Below are 17,818 nucleotides of genomic sequence, written 5' to 3'. Positions count from 1 at the left end.
TTTCTTCAAGCGACTAAACTAATGCGTTCGATTAGATCACACTCAGTTTCAATATTAGCTCTCTCTGTTGCTTGTTGTGATAAATCGGCTTCAATACGAGCGTAGTCTGCTTCCATTTCATTTAATTCACATTTTATTTGCTCAATATCTTTATGTTCTATCTCTTCAGCACAATCAATGTACTCTTTATCCAACATATCAATATATTTATTTTCTAATGATAATGTCAGTCTATCAATTAAACTGCCTACATTACCTTTTCTTTCAATTAAGTATTTAATATACATTTCAACACTTCTCAATTTTTTATCAAGAAATCGTTGGTACTCCACTATGCTTGTGCGAAATGTGTGTTTTGTCATTTTTTCTAAATAAGACGTAATATAATTCATAGAATCACCTCATGATCGATTAGACTCTATTATAAAAAATATCCGGAACCATTGGTATAGGCTCCGGAACCATCTTATATTAGGACTTTAGACCGAAACACTATCTAATCTATTTTAGTAGTTAACACTGGTCCATCTTTGGTAACGATGACAGTATGCTCAATTTGAGCAACAAAACTTTTATCTTTTGTTTCAAATGCCCATTCATTTTTGCCTTCTGTCACAAATGTTGCTTTTGAAGAAATAAACGGTTCAACTGCAATCACTGTGCCCTCTTTAAGTAAAGTTTTATCCTTGGGATCATAATAGTTCATCACGTGGCTTGGTGCTTCATGAAGTGATTGTCCTACGCCGTGACCTGTTAAATTTTTAATAACTGTTAAATCATTTTTTCGTGCAGTAGCATGGACTGCTTTACCGATTTGACTTAACTTCCCACCTACTTTAACTCTTGTCATAGCCGCATCAAATGCTTCTAACGCTACGTCACAGACTTTTTGTTTCAATGGATTGTCTGCTTCGCCAACGACAAATGAAATGCCTGTATCGGCGTAATAGCCGTTCTTCAATGCTGAAACATCGATATTCACTAAATCACCTTCGCGTATTTTACGTTTGCCTGGAATACCATGCGCTACTTCTTCATTAATACTAATACATGTTTGTCCAGGAAATTTTTCATCATGGATTGGAGCAGAAAGTGCGCCATGTTTTTCAAATAACTCTTTTGCAATATCGTCTAACTCTTTTGTTGTGATACCTGGCTTCGTTTCTGCTTGCATAGTATCTCTAATTAATGCACAAATATAACCAATTTCTTTTAAAGCTGTTAATTCTTCTTCTGTTTTTACGATCATATTATCCCGTTCCTTTTTGTAAATTATATTCTTCCTTATTATAGCAGACTTTTTTTGATATAATAAATTAGAATATTTGAACACGTATAGTTTAACATTTTGATTATATGAATAACATGGCTACTTTCTGTAATTCGTGTTAATTCTCTTTTGATACATAACATGACTAGGAGTTTTTTTATGAGCAACAATTGGTATAAAGGACTTATAGGTGCACGAACGATTAAAACGGGGTTGGCTACTTTTTTAACTGCCTTTTTTTGTTTAGCATTAGATTTAAATCCTATTTTCGCAATTTTAACTGCTATTGTCACAATTGAACCCACTGCAAAGGCATCATTAAAAAAAGGATATCGTAGACTGCCAGCTACAGTAATTGGAGCACTCTTTGCAGTTATTTTCACATTTGTTTTTGGTGACGAATCTGCTTTTGCATATGCTTTTAGTGCTACATTTACAATAATATTTTGTACTAAGTTAAAACTTCAAGCTGGAACAACTGTTGCAACATTAACAGCAATGGCTATGATACCCGGTATACATGATGCTTATTTCTTTAACTTTTTCTCAAGATTATTAACTGCAATTATTGGTCTGGTTACTGCAGGTTTAGTCAACTTTGTTGTGTTCCCACCAAAATATTATGACCAACTTGAATCTTCAATAAATGACGTAGAGTCTAAAATGTACGGGCTTTTTCATCACCGTATGCGTCAGTTACTGTTAGGCAAATTTACTAAAGGCGCACCCTACCAACAATTAAATGTATTGTTAGATTTAAATCAAAAAGTTGAGACATTACTGTCTTATCAAAAGGATGAACTGAGCTATCACAAACATCATGATTCAGAATGGATACGTTTAAAATCATTAACAACACGTACACATACAAACAGATTGTTCATCACCCATTTATCAAACTTAGTCTATTTACCTAAAGGCACGCATATCCAATTTACGAATGAAGAAAAAATCTCTATCTTAAGTATTGCTCAAAGTATTAATGACATATACACAACTGGATCTTTTGAACGACAACAACAATCTGCTTCATTATTGAAAACTTCTGTTAAGGGCTTAGATGAATTTGATGATAATCAATTAAAAAGTCACCTTATTTATGAAATTCTATTAATCTATCGTATATTAGACCATCGCTTTGCATAACACTTAGCGTATATAAGTCTTATTCAGTAAAATTTAAAAAGTGGCTGTCAGATTTCCAATTGGATTTCTAACAGCCACTTTATTTTATTAAGCTTATTCTATTTTTGTGTTACACGATTAACGATTACTTGTTTGGCAGCTTCTTCTTCAGTGTTATTTACCTGCTTAGGTGTAAATGGTATACCTTTACGTTCACATGCTTTTTCTAGTAAGTAATCAGTCACTTCATGGTTCTTAGGTAGAATTGGTCCATGTAGATAAGTTCCCAATAGGTTTTTATAATGTATACCTTCTTTAGCATCTTCATCATTATTACCATAACCATGTGTGACATTACCTAATGTGCCATATGGATGGTATGTGCGGCCACCATGATTTTCAAAACCAACAATTGTACCGAATGTGTCGCTCTCAATTACAATATCGCCAGTGAGACGGTCTTTCTGTGACTCAGTATAAAAATCTAAAATATTAAGTCCTTCAAGCTCAGTACCATCAGGCGTAATATATTTACTTCCTAGAAATTGATAGCCACCACAAATTGTCAAACCAGGCATACCGTCTTCAATTACTTCTTTTAATGTCGTTTTGATTTTGCTTAATTCTTTAGTAGCTAGTGCCTGTTCCCTATCACTACCGCCACCAATAAAGAAAATATCACATTGATCAAAAGTAACACCCTCTGTTTCATTTATATCTACAACATTTAATTTAATATCACGCATTTTTGCACGTTGTCTTAGCGCGATAATATTCCCAATATCACTGTATAAATTTAATTTATCAGGCATAAAATGATAAACAGTTAATTCATTCATCTAGCTTTGTCCTCCTCAAAAGAGTGATTTAATTGTTCTAACATAGGTGCTAGAGAAGTATAGTTAGGAATAGCTACTGTAAAGCTTTCCTTATAGTCCATCGTTTTTGCTGTCGCTTTATATATGTCTCTCTCTAAAATGATTGGTGCTTCTACACCTGCTAATTTTAATCTTAACTGCAATTCTTCTGCACGTAGCCCTGTAACAATAATTACTTCGACTTGTTGTTTGGCTAATTTTTCAAAATCAGCATCATAAATCCACGAAGTATCTCTACCGTCAGCTGCATTATCATTCAACCCTAAAACATAAACTTTACTACCTTCTAGTTGTTCTCCTATAGAAAGGCTAGCATTCATTCCGGCAGGGTTTTTGGCAAGGTTAATCATTGCTTCTTTACTGTCTTGTTTAAAGTACTGCATACGTCCATTATTCGACGTATATGTTTCAAATCCACGTTTTATACCTTCATCATTGAGTCCTAATTCTTTTAGTACTGTATAAGCTGCAATCGCATTATAAGCATTAAAGTCTCCCGCAATTTTCATATTGAATGTGGCAGTTCCTACATTTAAATTAATGAAGGGATTTAAATTAAATTCAGACACTTCATATTTAGTATCTTCGCGTTTAAATCCACATTCACAATGATAATGCCCAATTTGATTATACTGAATATAATCATAATGTAATAAACGACCGCAATTTGGACAATAGCGACTCTCGTTCATTGTACTTTGTTCAAATTCATGTGCATGTGCTTTCATCCCATAATATACAACTGTATCACTAGCTATCTTCAATCTACTCACAAATGGATCGTCCGCATTTAACAATAACTTAATCCCTTTATTATTAATTGCATTTGCAATATTATTTACCATAATATCTATTTCCCCAAAACGGTCCATCTGATCACGGAAGAAATTAGTAACCACCATCATTGTTGGTGTTACTTCATTGAGTACTCTTGGAATCGAGCCTTCATCAATTTCAATGACTGCAATTTTTGTACTTTGTTTAATTTGCAAAATAAATGCTGAAGTAATACCTGCAGCCATATTTGCGCCTTCATTATTATGTATGATGTCGACATCATTTACTTTTAATGTATGACCAATTAAATTTGAAGTGGTTGTTTTCCCATTTGTGCCACTTATAAAGACAATTTCATCAACTTGTGATGCTAATTTTCTTAAAATATTTTTATCCACTTTTCTAGCAACTTGACCTGGCAAGTCTGTGCCCTTTTTCCCAGCAGCTTTACTTGCTTGTTTAGCCAATTTTGCTAAGTGGGTTGCAGTCCAATGTCTCATGTACTTCCTCCTTCACTCTTCACTCAAATATTATAACATGATTAAGTTGTATTCCAAACAATTCTCAATTGAAATAATCATGTCTTTTTCCTAGATTATAATTATTATTATTTACTAATGAGAATAGATTTGCTATACTGAAAAAAAACATACATGGAGGCTATTACTTATGTTAAACAAAGAATTGTTAAATGCATTAAATGAACAAATGAACCATGAATATTTTGCAGCACATGCGTATATGGCAATGGCCGCTTTTTGCGACAAAGAATCATACGAAGGTTTTGCAAATTTCTATGTTCAACAAGCAAAAGAAGAAAGATTCCATGGTAAAAAAATATATGATTATATCAATGATCGTGGAGAACACGCTTTATTTGCAACGATTCCTGCGCCAAAATCAGACTTCTCAAGTATCTTGGAAACATTTCAAGATGGCTTAGCGCAAGAACAAGATGTTACACGTAGATTTTATAATTTATCAGATCTAGCTAATCAAGCGAAAGATTATGCCACTATTTCATTCTTGAATTGGTTCTTAGATGAACAAGTAGAAGAAGAAGCGATGTTTGAGACACACCTTGATTACCTAAAACGTATCGGTGATGACAGCAATACACTTTACCTATACGAGAAAGAATTAGCTGCACGTTCATTTGACGAAGAGTAATCTTCATATTAAAACTTAAGTTTATTGTCTCAAAAAACTCATCCCAATATAAATCTGGGATGAGTTTTTATGTTTATTATATGCTTGTAATTTGGCTTGTTAAAGTCTGATTAACTTGACTCTAAGCACATATTTATATAAAGTCATATCATATTCACACATGAGAAAGGAACCTTGCTTAATGAATTCTGACGCATTTATTGCCCTTGATTTTGAAACTGCCAATGGTAAACGTACTAGTATCTGTTCAGTCGGTATGGTCAAAGTTGTTAATCACCAAATCACTGAATCATTTTACACATTAGTCAATCCAAACGATTACTTTTCACAACAAAATATTGCTGTACATGGTATACAACCGAATGAGGTCCATGATGCACCTACGTTTGAAAAAGTATACCCTTTTATGATGCAATTCATTGACGACCTACCAGTTGTCGCACATAATGCTGCTTTTGATATGAGTGTCCTGCATGAAAGTATTAAAGCTATAGGTAGTGATACGCCAAATATGAAATACTTCTGTTCATTACAACTATCAAGAAGAACAATAGAGAACCACCGCTACGGCTTGAATTATATGATGCAATATTATAATTTAGATTTTCATGGTCATCATGATGCATTAAATGATGCAAAAGCTTGTGCAATGATCACATTTCGCCTTTTAAAACACTATGATGATTTAAGTAGTATGCTTAATATTTATGGCAAAGATTTAAAGGATAAAGATTAATAAACTTAGCTTCAAATTTGAACTCACTTTTTAAATATAATCATAAATTGTCATGTTTTCATAAGATGCTTTTTCTAAATTACCTACTGTTACACCTACTAGTCTAATGGGTACATCTGGATCTTTTAATTCTGTATATAAAGTATAAGCTATATTATAAATATCCGTTTCATCTCTGACAGAGTCTCTTAAGCTTCGCTGTTTCGATAATGATTCAAATTTGTGCGTCTTTATTTTTACTGTAACTGTCTTACCGGATTTTTGTAATTTAGCTAAACGTTCTGCTGTTTTATGACTCAATTCCCATATTTTTTGTAATATTTGATCATCATCATTCATATCCGTCGCAAAAGTACGCTCTGTACCAACTGATTTCCTTATTCTTGTTGGTTTAACAGGATTATAATCTATACCTCTCGCTTTGTTATATAGCCCATGGCCTCGTTTACCAAAAAGTCTTATTAATTCTCTTTCGCTTTGTTCGTATAAATCTTTACCATTGTATATTGCGTTATCGTGCATTTTCTGTTTAGAGGCTTTACCCACGCCAGGGAAATCGCCTATATCTAATCCCATTAATATCTCGTGTACATTACGATAATCAATTACTGTTAACCCATTCGACTTGTTCATTCCGCTCGCCAATTTAGCTAAAAATTTATTATAAGATACCCCAGCTGAAGAAGTTAGTTGTGTAGCTTCAAAAATATCTTTACGTATATATTGAGCAATACTTGATGCGGGTAAATCTGCTCTAACTAGATGTGTAATGTCTAAATACGCTTCATCTAATGATAATGGTTCTACAACATCAGTATAACTTTTGAATATCTTCATAATCTTTTCTGAAGCTGCTTTATATGCTTCAAATCTTGGAGTAACATAAAAACCATTTGGGCATAACTTATGCGCTTGTGCAGTGGGCATTGCAGAATGTACACCATATTTTCTAGCTTCATATGAGGCTGTTGAAACTACGCCCCTACCGCTTGCTTTTCCACCTACAATCACAGGCTTCCCTTTTAACTTTGGATTATCTCTCATTTCTACTTGCGCAAAAAAATAGTCCATATCAATATGGATAATACGTCTTTCTGACAATGCACTCACCTCCTTCATCGTCTATATACAATGAATAATATTAGTTTAATCTTACCTTTTAAAATATGTATTTTCTTTAAATTTGCTCAAGTAACACGAAAAAAGAGTCAGTCATCTCTTATCAGAACAAACGACTGCTAAACGCAATCATCAGCATCTCTCTGTAAGTAAACAACTAACTCAGTTTTTAAAATTTATAAATTCAATTATTTCACTTCGTTTTGAGTCTGAATTTGTGGCACTGGACTATCTGAATAAAATATAATACCTTCTTCTGTATCTTCAATATATTGCACTTTGTTATTAAGTGCGCCTGTTAAGAAATACATGTCCATTACACAATATCCAATATGAAGACTCGCAATAAATATCATAGATGAATATGCAAAAAATGAGAATAATATAATCAACACTGTTGTAATAACGACTAAGGGAGCTAACATGATAGTGATATATTGCCATTTTTTAAAATATACATTTGGCATATGGGTAGTAATTAAACCTTGGCGGATTCGGAAAGTAGGTTTGTTGCCTTTTGACAAAAAGCGGAACATTATATTATGAATAAATTCATGTAAGAAATAAACAACTGCAAATCCTAATATACCGTATACTAAATTTAATATAATATTTTGTTCTATAATGTGTGTAAATGAATAAGCAAATTTATAAGATAATAATATACTAACCATCACTATTGTAAATTGAAAAAGTATAAATCCTTCTAACATTTTCTTGCTAGAGAACAAATCAATCTTGAACATGTGTCAACCCTCCGTGTCATCGTCATCGTTATTACCTAGACTATACAACGATTGTAACCACTAATGATGGGCTTTTCAAGTAAGTTAGTTGCTTGTAATTGAATTTTAACAAACTTACTTGTTCTGCAATATTTTGCAATAATTAGTAAACAACTTATTAATTAAATTCACACAAATCCTATATTCACGTATAATCACCTAAATATAAAATATTATAATTTAGCGTCTTTCAAATTGTGCTACTGTTTCAACATGCGTGGTATGTGGAAACATATCTACTGGTGTAATTTGTGTTAATTTATATCGTTGTGCTAATTGTTGCGCATCACGTTGTTGCGTTGATGGATTGCAAGAAATATAGACAATCTTTCTTGGGTTCAATTCTAAAAGTGTTTCCAAGAAAGTTTCGTCACAGCCTTTTCGAGGTGGATCAACCATTACTACATCTGGTTTAATGCCTTGTGCTTTCCATTTTAGAATAACCTCTTCAGCTTTACCACAGACAAAAGTTGTATTTTCGAACTGGTTTAAGGTCGCATTTTGCTTTGCGTCTGCAATCGCTTCTGGGACAATCTCAACACCATAGACATGTTGCGCTTTCGGTGCCATGTATAATCCAATCGTACCTATACCGCAATAAGTATCTAGTATTGTTTCTTCACCTTTAAGTTCAGCATATTCAATTGCACGTTGATATAATTTTTCAGTTTGAATAGAATTGATTTGATAAAAAGATTGATCACTGATTTTGAATGTTACATCTGAAAGTGTGTCTTGAATTTCATCTTTGCCATATAGCGTATATGACGTTTCACCCATGATGACATTCGAATGTGTATCATTCACGTTATGTTTGACACTTACTATTTCTGGAAATGCTGCTACTAATTTTTCTGTAAGTACATCACTTTGTTTGAATTTCTTCCCATTTGTAACAAATACAACCATCAGTTCTCTAGAATGGTGTCCTGTTCTAATAACGACATGACGCATAAGACCTTGCTTTTTACGCTCATTATATATACTGATATTTAATTCATTGAACCATAATTTGAGTTGATTTAGCACGTCTTGATGCATATTGTCTTGTATTAAACATTCATCCATATCTATAATGTCATGACTTCTTTGACGATAAAATCCTGTAATCACTTTATTTTCATTGTTCTTACCTACTGGTACTTGAGATTTATTACGATAAAACCACGGATTATCCATACCAATCGTATCGTGGATAATCGTATCCTTAAAATCTGCTTTACGGTGGAACAAATTGACAACTTGCTCTTTTTTCATATTCAACTGTGCTTGATAGGTCATATGTTGTAGCTGACATCCACCACATTTATGGTAATAAACACATGGTGGTTCTACACGTTCTTCACTCTCTTTTTTAATTTCAAGTAACTTACCTATTGCAAAATTTTTCTTAACTTTTATCACTTTGAATTCTATTGTTTCATTTATCAACGCATTTGGTACAAATATAGGATAGCGATCTAATTTAACAACACCATGCCCTTCATGTGTTAAATCTATAACTTTTCCTTCTATGACCTCATTTTTTTGAATTGCATCCATAACTTCACCCCACACTAAAAGAGGTTAGGATATTTGATGTCTTTACCTAACCTCTCAGTTTATTCTGTATCTTTAATTTTTTCGACTATTCATTTTAACTTGAAATGCTTAAGTTCTTCAAGCTGAATTTGTAATATTATACGAAGCGTACTTTTACTGTTCGACTATTTCATCATTATTAACATCACTTGGCGTAAATACTTCGATATGTTGTTTTAAATTCAAGAAATTACCTGGTAATTTACCACCATATTCACCATCTACGTTTAACTGCATATCTACAAATGATGATACACTAATAGATTTAGCTTTCTTATAATGAATCTTGGGATGCTTTATATGTTCTCCTCTAGAAGCTAGTGTCATTATATGTCCTAATTCAGCAAGGTTTGCTTTTTCAACGATAATCAATGTAAAATAACCATCATCTAATTTAGCATCTGGCACTAATTTTTCAAAACCAGCCATTGAATTCGTTAAACCTAATAAGAACAACAATGCTTCCCCTTGAAAAACTTCATTGTCATATTCTACACGAATATCAACAGCTTTCATTTGGGGTAACATTTCAAAGCCTTTTATATAATAGGCAAACGGTCCAACAATGGATTTCAATTTACTTGGCGTCTCATAAGAAACCTGTGTTAATTGACCACCGGCTGCTAAATTTATGAAATAACGACTATTCATCTTGCCAATATCAACCCGAGTTGTATGGCCTTCTATAATCACATCAATTGCACTCATAATGTCATTTGGTAAATGTAGCGCACGTCCAAAATCATTTACTGTACCCATAGGTATAATGCCTATACTTGGTCTGTTCGGCTGCTCTGCAATACCATTTACGACTTCATTAAGCGTACCGTCACCACCGGCAGCAATTAATACATCATAGTTTTGTTCTAAACTGCGTTCTGCTTCAGAAGTTGCGTCTCCAACTTTTTCAGTTGCATATGCACTTGTCTCAAACCCTGCTTTTTCTAATTTAATTAAAACATCTGGCAAGGTACGTTTAAACAATTCTTTACCAGATGTTGGATTATAAATGATTCTAGCTCGTTTTCTCATATTTTATCCCTCGACTTCTTATACTCAATATCTATATTATATGATTTAGATAAATGATAAAAGCATTTAGGCCAAATTTTACAGAATATATATAATATCGTATGAATAGTAAAAGAACCTGTAGACAAAAACGTTCTACAGGTTCTGCTATATCTATTGATGTAATGCATTATCTAATCCTTACATTACACTAAAATCCAACGCGGTTTTAATTATCTTTTATCTAATTCTTGTTTTAACAATTGATTTACTAATTGAGGATTGGCTTGGCCTTTTGAAGCTTTCATAATTTGACCGACTAAGAAGCCCATTGCTTTACCTTTACCATTTTTATAATCTTCAACTGATTGTGCATTATTATCTAACGCTTCATTTACGAATTTTAAAAGTGTAGCTTCGTCAGAAATTTGAACTAAACCTTTATCTTCCATAATTTGTTTGGCGTCCCCACCATTCTCAGCGAGTTCTGGGAATACTTTTTTAGCGATTTTACTGCTCATTGTACCGTCTTCAATTAACTTAATCATTCCAGCTAAGTTTTCAGGCGTTAATTTTGTATCTAATAAATCAATTTGATTTTTATTAAGATACTCATTCACGCCGCCCATTAACCAGTTAGAAGTTAATTTAGCATCTGCACCTTCAGCAATAGCACTTTCAAAGAAATCAGACATCTCTTTTGTAAGTGTTAAAACATGTGCATCATAAGCAGGTAAGCCAAAGTTGTTCACATATTTTTCTTTTCTTTCGTCTGGTAATTCTGGGATTGTTTGACGCACACGCTCTTTCCAAGCTTCATCCACATATAATGGCACAATGTCTGGTTCTGGGAAGTAACGATAGTCATCAGAGCCTTCTTTAACACGCATTAAAATTGTTTTACCAGTTGACTCATCATATCTACGTGTTTCTTGTAGGATTTCCCCACCATTTAACAGTTCTTCTTCTTGACGTTTTTCTTCATATTCAAGACCTTTACGTACAAAACTAAATGAGTTTAAGTTTTTCAACTCTGCTTTTGTACCAAACTCTTCTTGACCATATGGACGTAATGAGATGTTAGCATCACAACGTAGTGAGCCTTCTTCCATCTTACAGTCAGAAACACCAGTATATTGAATAATAGAACGTAGTTTTTCTAAGTATGCATATGCTTCTTCTGGTGAACGAATGTCTGGTTCAGAAACAATTTCAATCAATGGTGTACCTTGTCTATTTAAATCTACTAAAGAGTATCCATCTTTATGCGTTGATTTACCAGCATCTTCTTCCATGTGAAGACGTGTAATGCCTATACGTTTTGTCTTACCGTCAACTTCAATATCAATATAACCATTTTCACCAATAGGTTGATCAAATTGTGAAATTTGATATGCTTTTGGATTATCTGGATAGAAATAGTTTTTACGGTCAAATTTAGATTCTGTTGCAATATCCATATTGATTGCCATTGAAGCTCTCATAGCCCAATCAACAGCGCGTCTATTTACAACCGGTAACACACCAGGATATGCAAGATCAATTACGCTTGTGTTTGAGTTAGGTTTTGCTCCAAAATGTGCTGGTGATGCAGAGAACATTTTAGATTCTGTTTTTAACTCAACATGGACTTCTAGTCCAATAACTGTTTCAAAATGCATGATTTCCACTCCTTATAATTTTTCGTATTCATTATGAAAATTGAATTTTGTTTCATATTGATAAGCGACACGATATAACGTCTTTTCATCAAATGGTTTTCCAATAAATTGTAAACCAATTGGACGTCCGTTTGATTTACCACAAGGAACAGAAATACCTGGTAATCCAGCTAAGTTTACTGGTGTTGTTAATAAATCATTCGCATACATTGTAAGCGGATCATCAATTTCTTCACCTATATTAAACGCTGGTGTTGGTGTCGTTGGTCCTACAATAACATCGTAGTTTTCAAATATGCGGTCAAAATCATTTTTAATCAATGTTCTTACTTTTTGTGATTTTTTATAAAATGCATCATAATAACCAGAACTCAATGCAAAAGTACCTAAGAAAATACGACGTTTAACTTCGTCACCAAAGCCTTCACTTCTAGACATTTTGTATAAGTCTTCTAATGAGTTCGCTTCAGGTGAATGGTAACCATATCTAATACCATCAAAGCGAGATAAGTTTGATGAAGCTTCTGATGAAGCAATAACGTAATAAGAAGGGATACCATATTTAGTGTTTGGTAATGACACTTCTTCAACTGTTGCACCTAATTCTTTTAGTGTTTCAACAGCTTGTTTAACAGAAGCTTTAACATCTTCTGATACACCTTCACCAAGGTATTCTGTTGGTAACGCAACTTTAAGACCTTGAATATCTTTACCGATATCAGTAGTGAAATCTGACTCTTCAACTGGTGCACTTGTAGAGTCATTTTCATCTAAACCAGTAATTGTTTCTAATACTAAAGCATTATCTTTAACATTACGTGTAAGTGGTCCGATTTGGTCTAATGATGATGCAAACGCAACTAATCCAAAACGTGATACGCGGCCATATGTAGGTTTCATACCTACGATGCCACAGTAAGCCGCTGGTTGACGAATTGAACCACCAGTATCTGTACCTAAACTGAACGGAACTAATCCTGCTGCTACGGCTGCTGCTGAACCACCTGATGAACCTCCAGGTACTGCAGTGTGATCAAATGGATTAACTGTCTTTTTAAAGTATGAAGTTTCAGTTGAACCACCCATAGCGAATTCATCTAAGTTTAGTTTACCAATAAGTATTGCTTGTTCATTTCGTAATTTATTCATTACTGTTGATTCATAAATAGGCACAAATCCTTCTAACATTTTACTTGCGCAAGTTGTTTCAACGCCTTCAGTAATAATGTTGTCTTTTATACCCATAGGAATACCAAAAAGTTGACCTTCCATTTGGTCTTTAGCTTGTAATTCATCCAATTCTTGCGCTTGTTTAACTGCATTTTCTTTATCTAATGCAAGAAATGATTTGATTGTTGGATCAGTTTCTTCTATTGCATCATAAATATCATTCACAATTTGTGAAGGCTTAATTTCTTTGTTTTTTATTAAGTTGATCAAATTTTCCACAGATTCATAACGGATGGTCATCTTAAGCGTCCTCCTCATTCATGATAGATGGGACTTTAAATTGTCCATCTTCCGTCTCTTTAGCATTTTTTAATGCAAGCTCTTGAGGAATACCCTCATCTGCTTTGTCTTCACGTAATACGTTTTGTAAATCTAATACGTGATATGTTGGTTCTACTTCACTTGTATCTGCTGAATCTATATGATTAGCAAAGTTTAAAATACTTTCTAATGTTTCTTGCATCTCTGCAGTTGCATCTTCAGTAATTTCAAGTCTAGCTAAATTTGCTATATGCTCTACTTCTTCACGTGTAACTTTAGCCATTAAATAAAAGCCTCCTTTTTACTCATTCATTACAAAATTGTACCAAAATTCCGCCCAAAAATCTAAGCTTTTCGATAATAACAGTAAATTACAGTGATTTATTTTTAAACTTTTTCAAAAACTATATATTTTCACAACCCTTTTATAGCTATGTTTTCAATATGGATATAAGTATTTATCACTTTTATATGTATAATAATTCTATTATTTCTAAAAAAAGAACTTAGTCTATAAAAATTGTAAGCGTTTAACACTTAGCAAATATCGAGTGAAATCATAAAATTACTTAATATTTATCTTTACGCTATTATGAATCCTCTTGTATAACCATTCATGTTTCAAAAAAAGAGCGGGATAGAAATCAAAATATAACCCTTCATTGTTAGTGATTAGTATCTCAGTTCCAATGATAGTATCTATTGAGTCAGATTATAATTCTAAAACATAAGCCATCTCGTTTTAAAGATATGTTAAGGTAACTTCTCTATACTAAAATTTTTTGTATAAATTTATGTAATAAACCGATTTTGTAAAGGGCTTACGCCTAGGGGAATAGTATGAGCGAGAGACTACAGGCTCGATCCATACCTCAGGCAAACATGCACTTTCAAAATCGGAAAGCTTTAAAATAAAAAGAGCAGGACAGAAATCAAAATTTTAAATTTGATTTCGTAGTCCCACCCTCACAAAGATGACTAATTGTTGTTTTTATAAATATGAACTTGTGGTTCTTTATCTTCTTTTGTTTTACTGATTAGTGCTTTAGGGTTATTACCATCTTTAATGTGAATTTCATACTCATCTATATCATCGAAATATTTTCTTGCTTGTTCAGTGACATATTGCGTAATACCTATAGTTTCGGCTTTACCATAATAATCAATTGGTACATCTACAGATAATTGCTTAGCTTCTTTATTATCGAATTTAACAGTACCTACTGCTTGAGTGAAATTATTAAAATATGTTTGGAGATTATCATTAAACTGTTTGAAATCAGAGTTTAAATTTTCATCTAAATCTGCAGCCTCTCCAGATGGTAATAAAGCAGTTTTCTGTTGAATATCTTTCCATTCATTAATACGTGTTTTATCACCTTCAACTGTCGTACCAGCGATAAACTCGCCAGGTATAATTGAGTTTTCTCCAGATTGTTTATAAACAGCAAAATGAATTGGAATATCCTTCAGTTCTTTATTTTCGCGTAATCTAGTAAGTATTTCTTCAGACATTTTCTTACCTTGTTTTTTAATTTCTTTGTCATCCAATTTCTTACTATAGGTCTCTCCATCTTTTTCTTTTTGGTAATAATATGTACTGTTCATCGCTAAACCAATCGTCATACCTTTAATTTTTTTACCTTTTGTATCGCCACTATTATAAAAATCTTGTTCTAAAATATTAGAAAGATATGCTGGTGAATTTTCTGCAATTTTTTCAGGATCTGTTTCACCATTATGAGATGGATTTAATCCTAAATTCTCATTTGCTTTTTTCTCTTTACGTTCGTCTTCATCCATATCATCGATTTCAGCTTTAGTATATTTAGGTCCTAAATATGCGTTAATCGTATCTTTATCTAGATATTGGCCATCTTGATATAAATAATCTTCAGTTGGAAAGACTTCTTTACTTAAATCTAATAGACCACTCTCGAAATCTTCACCATTATAACTATTTGCCATATTTTCTTGTAATACACCACGTGCTTTGCTTTCTTTAAATGGTAATATTGTTCTGTAATTGTCACCTGCTACATTTTTATCCGTTGCAATATCTTTTACAGAACCAGAATCTTGCTGCTGTTGTTGTTCATTTTCATTAGATTGTTCTTTGCTTTTGTTATCATCATCATTGCCACATGCTGATAATAAAAAAACTGCTGAGATGAATAGTATAACCTTCCGTTTCATGCATTATCTCCTCTATCCCTCGATTTCATTTTGCTTCTGAACAAAGTCTTCTTCTGACCATATTGCTGTATCAAATTTTTCAGCTTTTGTTAATTTGGAGCCTGCATCCTCACCAGCGATAACTAAGTCTGTACTTTTAGTTACACTGCTCGTAACTTTTGCACCTTGAAGTTCTAACCATTTTGAAGCTTCGTTTCTAGTCATTTGATATAACTTACCAGTAAGTACAATTGTCTTATCTTTAAAGTCTGGGTGGCCTTCTAAATCACTTGTCTTTATACCTTTATATGTCATATTAACATTTTTTTCTTTTAATTTATTAATAAGTGCACGAATATCTTCATTTTCTAAATACGTGACTACAGATTGGGCTACTTTGTGCCCGATGTCATGTATACCAACAAAGTCTTCTTCTGTTATTTCGAATAATTTATCCATTGTGCCGTATTTTTCAGCTATGACTTGGCTTGCTTTTACGCCAAGATGTCTGATACCTAAACCAAACAATAGCTTTTCTAAAGAATTGTTTTTAGACACTTCAATAGCATTAATCAAGTTATCTACTTTTTTCTCTCCCATGCGGTCAAGCGGTAATAAATCTTCTTTTGTTAAGTAGAAAATATCTGCAATGTCTTTTATTTTTTCATTATCATACAGTTGTTGAATGATTTTTGTACCTAAACCGTCGATATTCATTGCTTGTCGAGAAACAAAATGAATCATGCCTTCCACAAGTTGTGCTTGGCACTTAGGATTGATACAGCGCAAAGCTACTTCGCCTTCTATGCGTACTAATTCATGTTCACAACTTGGACAATGTGTTGGCATATGATAAACTTCCGCATTATCTGGACGTCTATCTAATACACTTTTAATAACTTCAGGTATAATATCCCCTGCTTTTTTAATTACTACACTGTCGCCAATTCTAATATCTTTGTCATGAATCAAATCTTCATTATGTAGAGAAGCGCGAGAAACAGTAGTTCCAGCAACTTTTACTGGTTCAAGAATAGCTGTAGGTGTGACGACACCTGTCCTACCTATACTTAATTCAATATCCACTAAATCTGTAATTACTTCTTCTGCTGGGAATTTATATGCAATCGCCCAACGCGGTGATTTTTGAGTGAAGCCAAGTTCCTCTTGGTGCGCTACCATATTCACTTTAATTACAATACCATCAATATCATATGGTAATGCTTCTCTTTTTTCAGTCCAATGTTCAATATATGCAATCACATCATCAATCGTTTGTACACGTTGACGTTCTTGGTTTGTTTTAAAGCCTAACTCATCTAATTCATCTAACGCTTCACTTTGCGTATTCGCATTAAATTGAGTAAAATCATTGACACTATATAGAAAAACACTTAGTTTACGTTTAGCTGCGAGCTTTGAATCTAATTGTCTAAGTGAACCGGCAGCAGCATTTCGCGGATTCGCAAACGCTTGTTCATCATTCTTAGCTTTTGCTTCATTTAAATTAAAAAATGATTGTCTAGGCATATATGCTTCGCCGCGAACTTCAAATGTTCTAGTTTCTTTGATTTTCAAAGGGATAGCATGAATCGTTTTTAAATTTTCTGTAATATCCTCACCTGTAGTACCATCTCCACGTGTTAACCCTTGTACAAATCGGCCATTTTTATATTTCAAAGATACTGCTAAACCATCTATTTTCAATTCACACATATATTCTACGTCACCTATACGTTCGCGTATACGTTGATCGAATTTTCTTAAGTCTTCTTCATTAAACGCGTTGCCTAAGCTGAGCATCGGGGTATTATGTCTTACCTTTTCGAAAGTTGATTGAGCAGAACCACCGACTCTTACCGTTGGAGAGTCAGGCGTTCGATATTCTGGGTGAGTATCTTCAATGTCTATTAACTCATGCAACAATTTATCATATTCACTGTCTGGCACTGATGGATTATCTTGAACATAGTACTCAAAACTATAGCGATTTAACAGTTGATGCAATTCATCGACGCGTGATTGTAAATCAGCCACAT

The 17,818-nt window shown here is 33.2% G+C and carries 16 protein-coding genes; 3 read left to right on the top strand and 13 right to left on the bottom strand.

Features of this window, described 5'->3' with window-relative positions; translation table 11 throughout:
- Positions 1–5: 5 nt before the first annotated feature.
- Positions 6–392 (bottom strand): hypothetical protein, encoded by a 387-nt coding sequence (locus NSR03_RS03140; protein WP_002507203.1) that lies wholly within the window; start codon positions 390–392, stop codon positions 6–8.
- A 104-nt stretch (positions 393–496) separates the two neighbouring features.
- Positions 497–1,249: a type I methionyl aminopeptidase gene (map, locus tag NSR03_RS03135; protein WP_002507202.1), complete on the bottom strand. Its 753-nt coding sequence runs from the start codon at positions 1,247–1,249 to the stop codon at positions 497–499.
- Positions 1,250–1,429: 180 nt separating this feature from the next.
- On the opposite strand from map, the gene NSR03_RS03130 reads away from it, so the two are divergent.
- Entirely contained in the window at positions 1,430–2,416 is a 987-nt protein-coding gene (locus NSR03_RS03130; RefSeq protein ID WP_002507201.1) for an FUSC family protein, read from the top strand.
- Positions 2,417–2,514: 98 nt separating this feature from the next.
- On the opposite strand, the gene NSR03_RS03125 is transcribed toward NSR03_RS03130, so the two are convergent.
- Both NSR03_RS03125 and NSR03_RS03120 read right to left on the bottom strand, forming a co-directional pair.
- Entirely contained in the window at positions 2,515–3,234 is a 720-nt protein-coding gene (locus NSR03_RS03125; RefSeq protein WP_002507200.1) for a type 1 glutamine amidotransferase, read from the bottom strand.
- Complete coding sequence (locus tag NSR03_RS03120) at positions 3,231–4,550, bottom strand: Mur ligase family protein (protein WP_069821044.1); 1,320 nt, start codon at positions 4,548–4,550, stop codon at positions 3,231–3,233. Before NSR03_RS03120 ends, NSR03_RS03125 begins: the two co-directional genes overlap by 4 nt.
- Positions 4,551–4,719: 169 nt before the next feature.
- Between NSR03_RS03120 and ftnA the strand changes: the two genes are divergently transcribed.
- Together ftnA and NSR03_RS03110 are read left to right on the top strand one after the other, a co-directional pair.
- Positions 4,720–5,220 carry an H-type ferritin FtnA gene (ftnA, locus tag NSR03_RS03115; protein ID WP_002507198.1) on the top strand — a complete coding sequence of 167 codons (501 nt, stop codon included), beginning with the start codon at positions 4,720–4,722 and terminating at the stop codon, positions 5,218–5,220.
- A 181-nt stretch (positions 5,221–5,401) separates the two neighbouring features.
- Positions 5,402–5,956, top strand: coding sequence for a 3'-5' exonuclease (locus tag NSR03_RS03110; RefSeq protein ID WP_002507197.1), 555 nt, complete (start codon positions 5,402–5,404; stop codon positions 5,954–5,956).
- A 30-nt stretch (positions 5,957–5,986) separates the two neighbouring features.
- Here NSR03_RS03110 and dinB read toward each other — a convergent pair whose 3' ends face one another.
- The 9 genes from dinB to ligA all read right to left on the bottom strand — a co-directional run bounded on the left by dinB (position 5,987) and on the right by ligA (position 17,816).
- Positions 5,987–7,057, bottom strand: coding sequence for a DNA polymerase IV (dinB, locus tag NSR03_RS03105; protein ID WP_340719178.1), 1,071 nt, complete (start codon positions 7,055–7,057; stop codon positions 5,987–5,989).
- 206 nt (positions 7,058–7,263) lie between these two features.
- Entirely contained in the window at positions 7,264–7,821 is a 558-nt protein-coding gene (locus NSR03_RS03100; protein ID WP_002507195.1) for a DUF3267 domain-containing protein, read from the bottom strand.
- Between the two features lie 219 nt (positions 7,822–8,040).
- Complete coding sequence (gene rlmD / locus NSR03_RS03095; protein ID WP_002511395.1) at positions 8,041–9,402, bottom strand: 23S rRNA (uracil(1939)-C(5))-methyltransferase RlmD; 1,362 nt, start codon at positions 9,400–9,402, stop codon at positions 8,041–8,043.
- A gap of 153 nt (positions 9,403–9,555) precedes the next feature.
- A complete protein-coding gene (locus NSR03_RS03090) occupies positions 9,556–10,473 on the bottom strand; it encodes a diacylglycerol kinase (protein ID WP_002507193.1) in 918 nt (305 codons plus the stop codon).
- Between the two features lie 212 nt (positions 10,474–10,685).
- Positions 10,686–12,113 (bottom strand): Asp-tRNA(Asn)/Glu-tRNA(Gln) amidotransferase subunit GatB, encoded by a 1,428-nt coding sequence (gene gatB / locus NSR03_RS03085; RefSeq protein WP_002507192.1) that lies wholly within the window; start codon positions 12,111–12,113, stop codon positions 10,686–10,688.
- A gap of 12 nt (positions 12,114–12,125) precedes the next feature.
- The gene (gene gatA / locus NSR03_RS03080; RefSeq protein ID WP_002507191.1) at positions 12,126–13,583 is read right to left on the bottom strand and encodes an Asp-tRNA(Asn)/Glu-tRNA(Gln) amidotransferase subunit GatA; all 1,458 of its coding nucleotides are present in this window, start codon (positions 13,581–13,583) and stop codon (positions 12,126–12,128) included.
- A gap of 1 nt (position 13,584) precedes the next feature.
- Positions 13,585–13,887, bottom strand: a complete 303-nt coding sequence (gene gatC, locus NSR03_RS03075) for an Asp-tRNA(Asn)/Glu-tRNA(Gln) amidotransferase subunit GatC (protein ID WP_002507190.1) — start codon at positions 13,885–13,887, stop codon at positions 13,585–13,587.
- A gap of 695 nt (positions 13,888–14,582) precedes the next feature.
- The gene (locus tag NSR03_RS03070) at positions 14,583–15,800 is read right to left on the bottom strand and encodes a CamS family sex pheromone protein (protein WP_056935768.1); all 1,218 of its coding nucleotides are present in this window, start codon (positions 15,798–15,800) and stop codon (positions 14,583–14,585) included.
- Positions 15,801–15,812: 12 nt separating this feature from the next.
- Positions 15,813–17,816 (bottom strand): NAD-dependent DNA ligase LigA, encoded by a 2,004-nt coding sequence (gene ligA, locus NSR03_RS03065; RefSeq protein WP_069821045.1) that lies wholly within the window; start codon positions 17,814–17,816, stop codon positions 15,813–15,815.
- Between the last annotated feature and the right edge of the window lie 2 nt (positions 17,817–17,818).

Origin of the sequence: Staphylococcus sp. FSL W8-1207 (assembly GCF_038003745.1) — a bacterium.
Classification (GTDB): domain Bacteria; phylum Bacillota; class Bacilli; order Staphylococcales; family Staphylococcaceae; genus Staphylococcus; species Staphylococcus equorum.
Note: the sequence above shows the minus strand (reverse complement) of the source record. Positions and strands in the feature narration are given on the sequence as shown.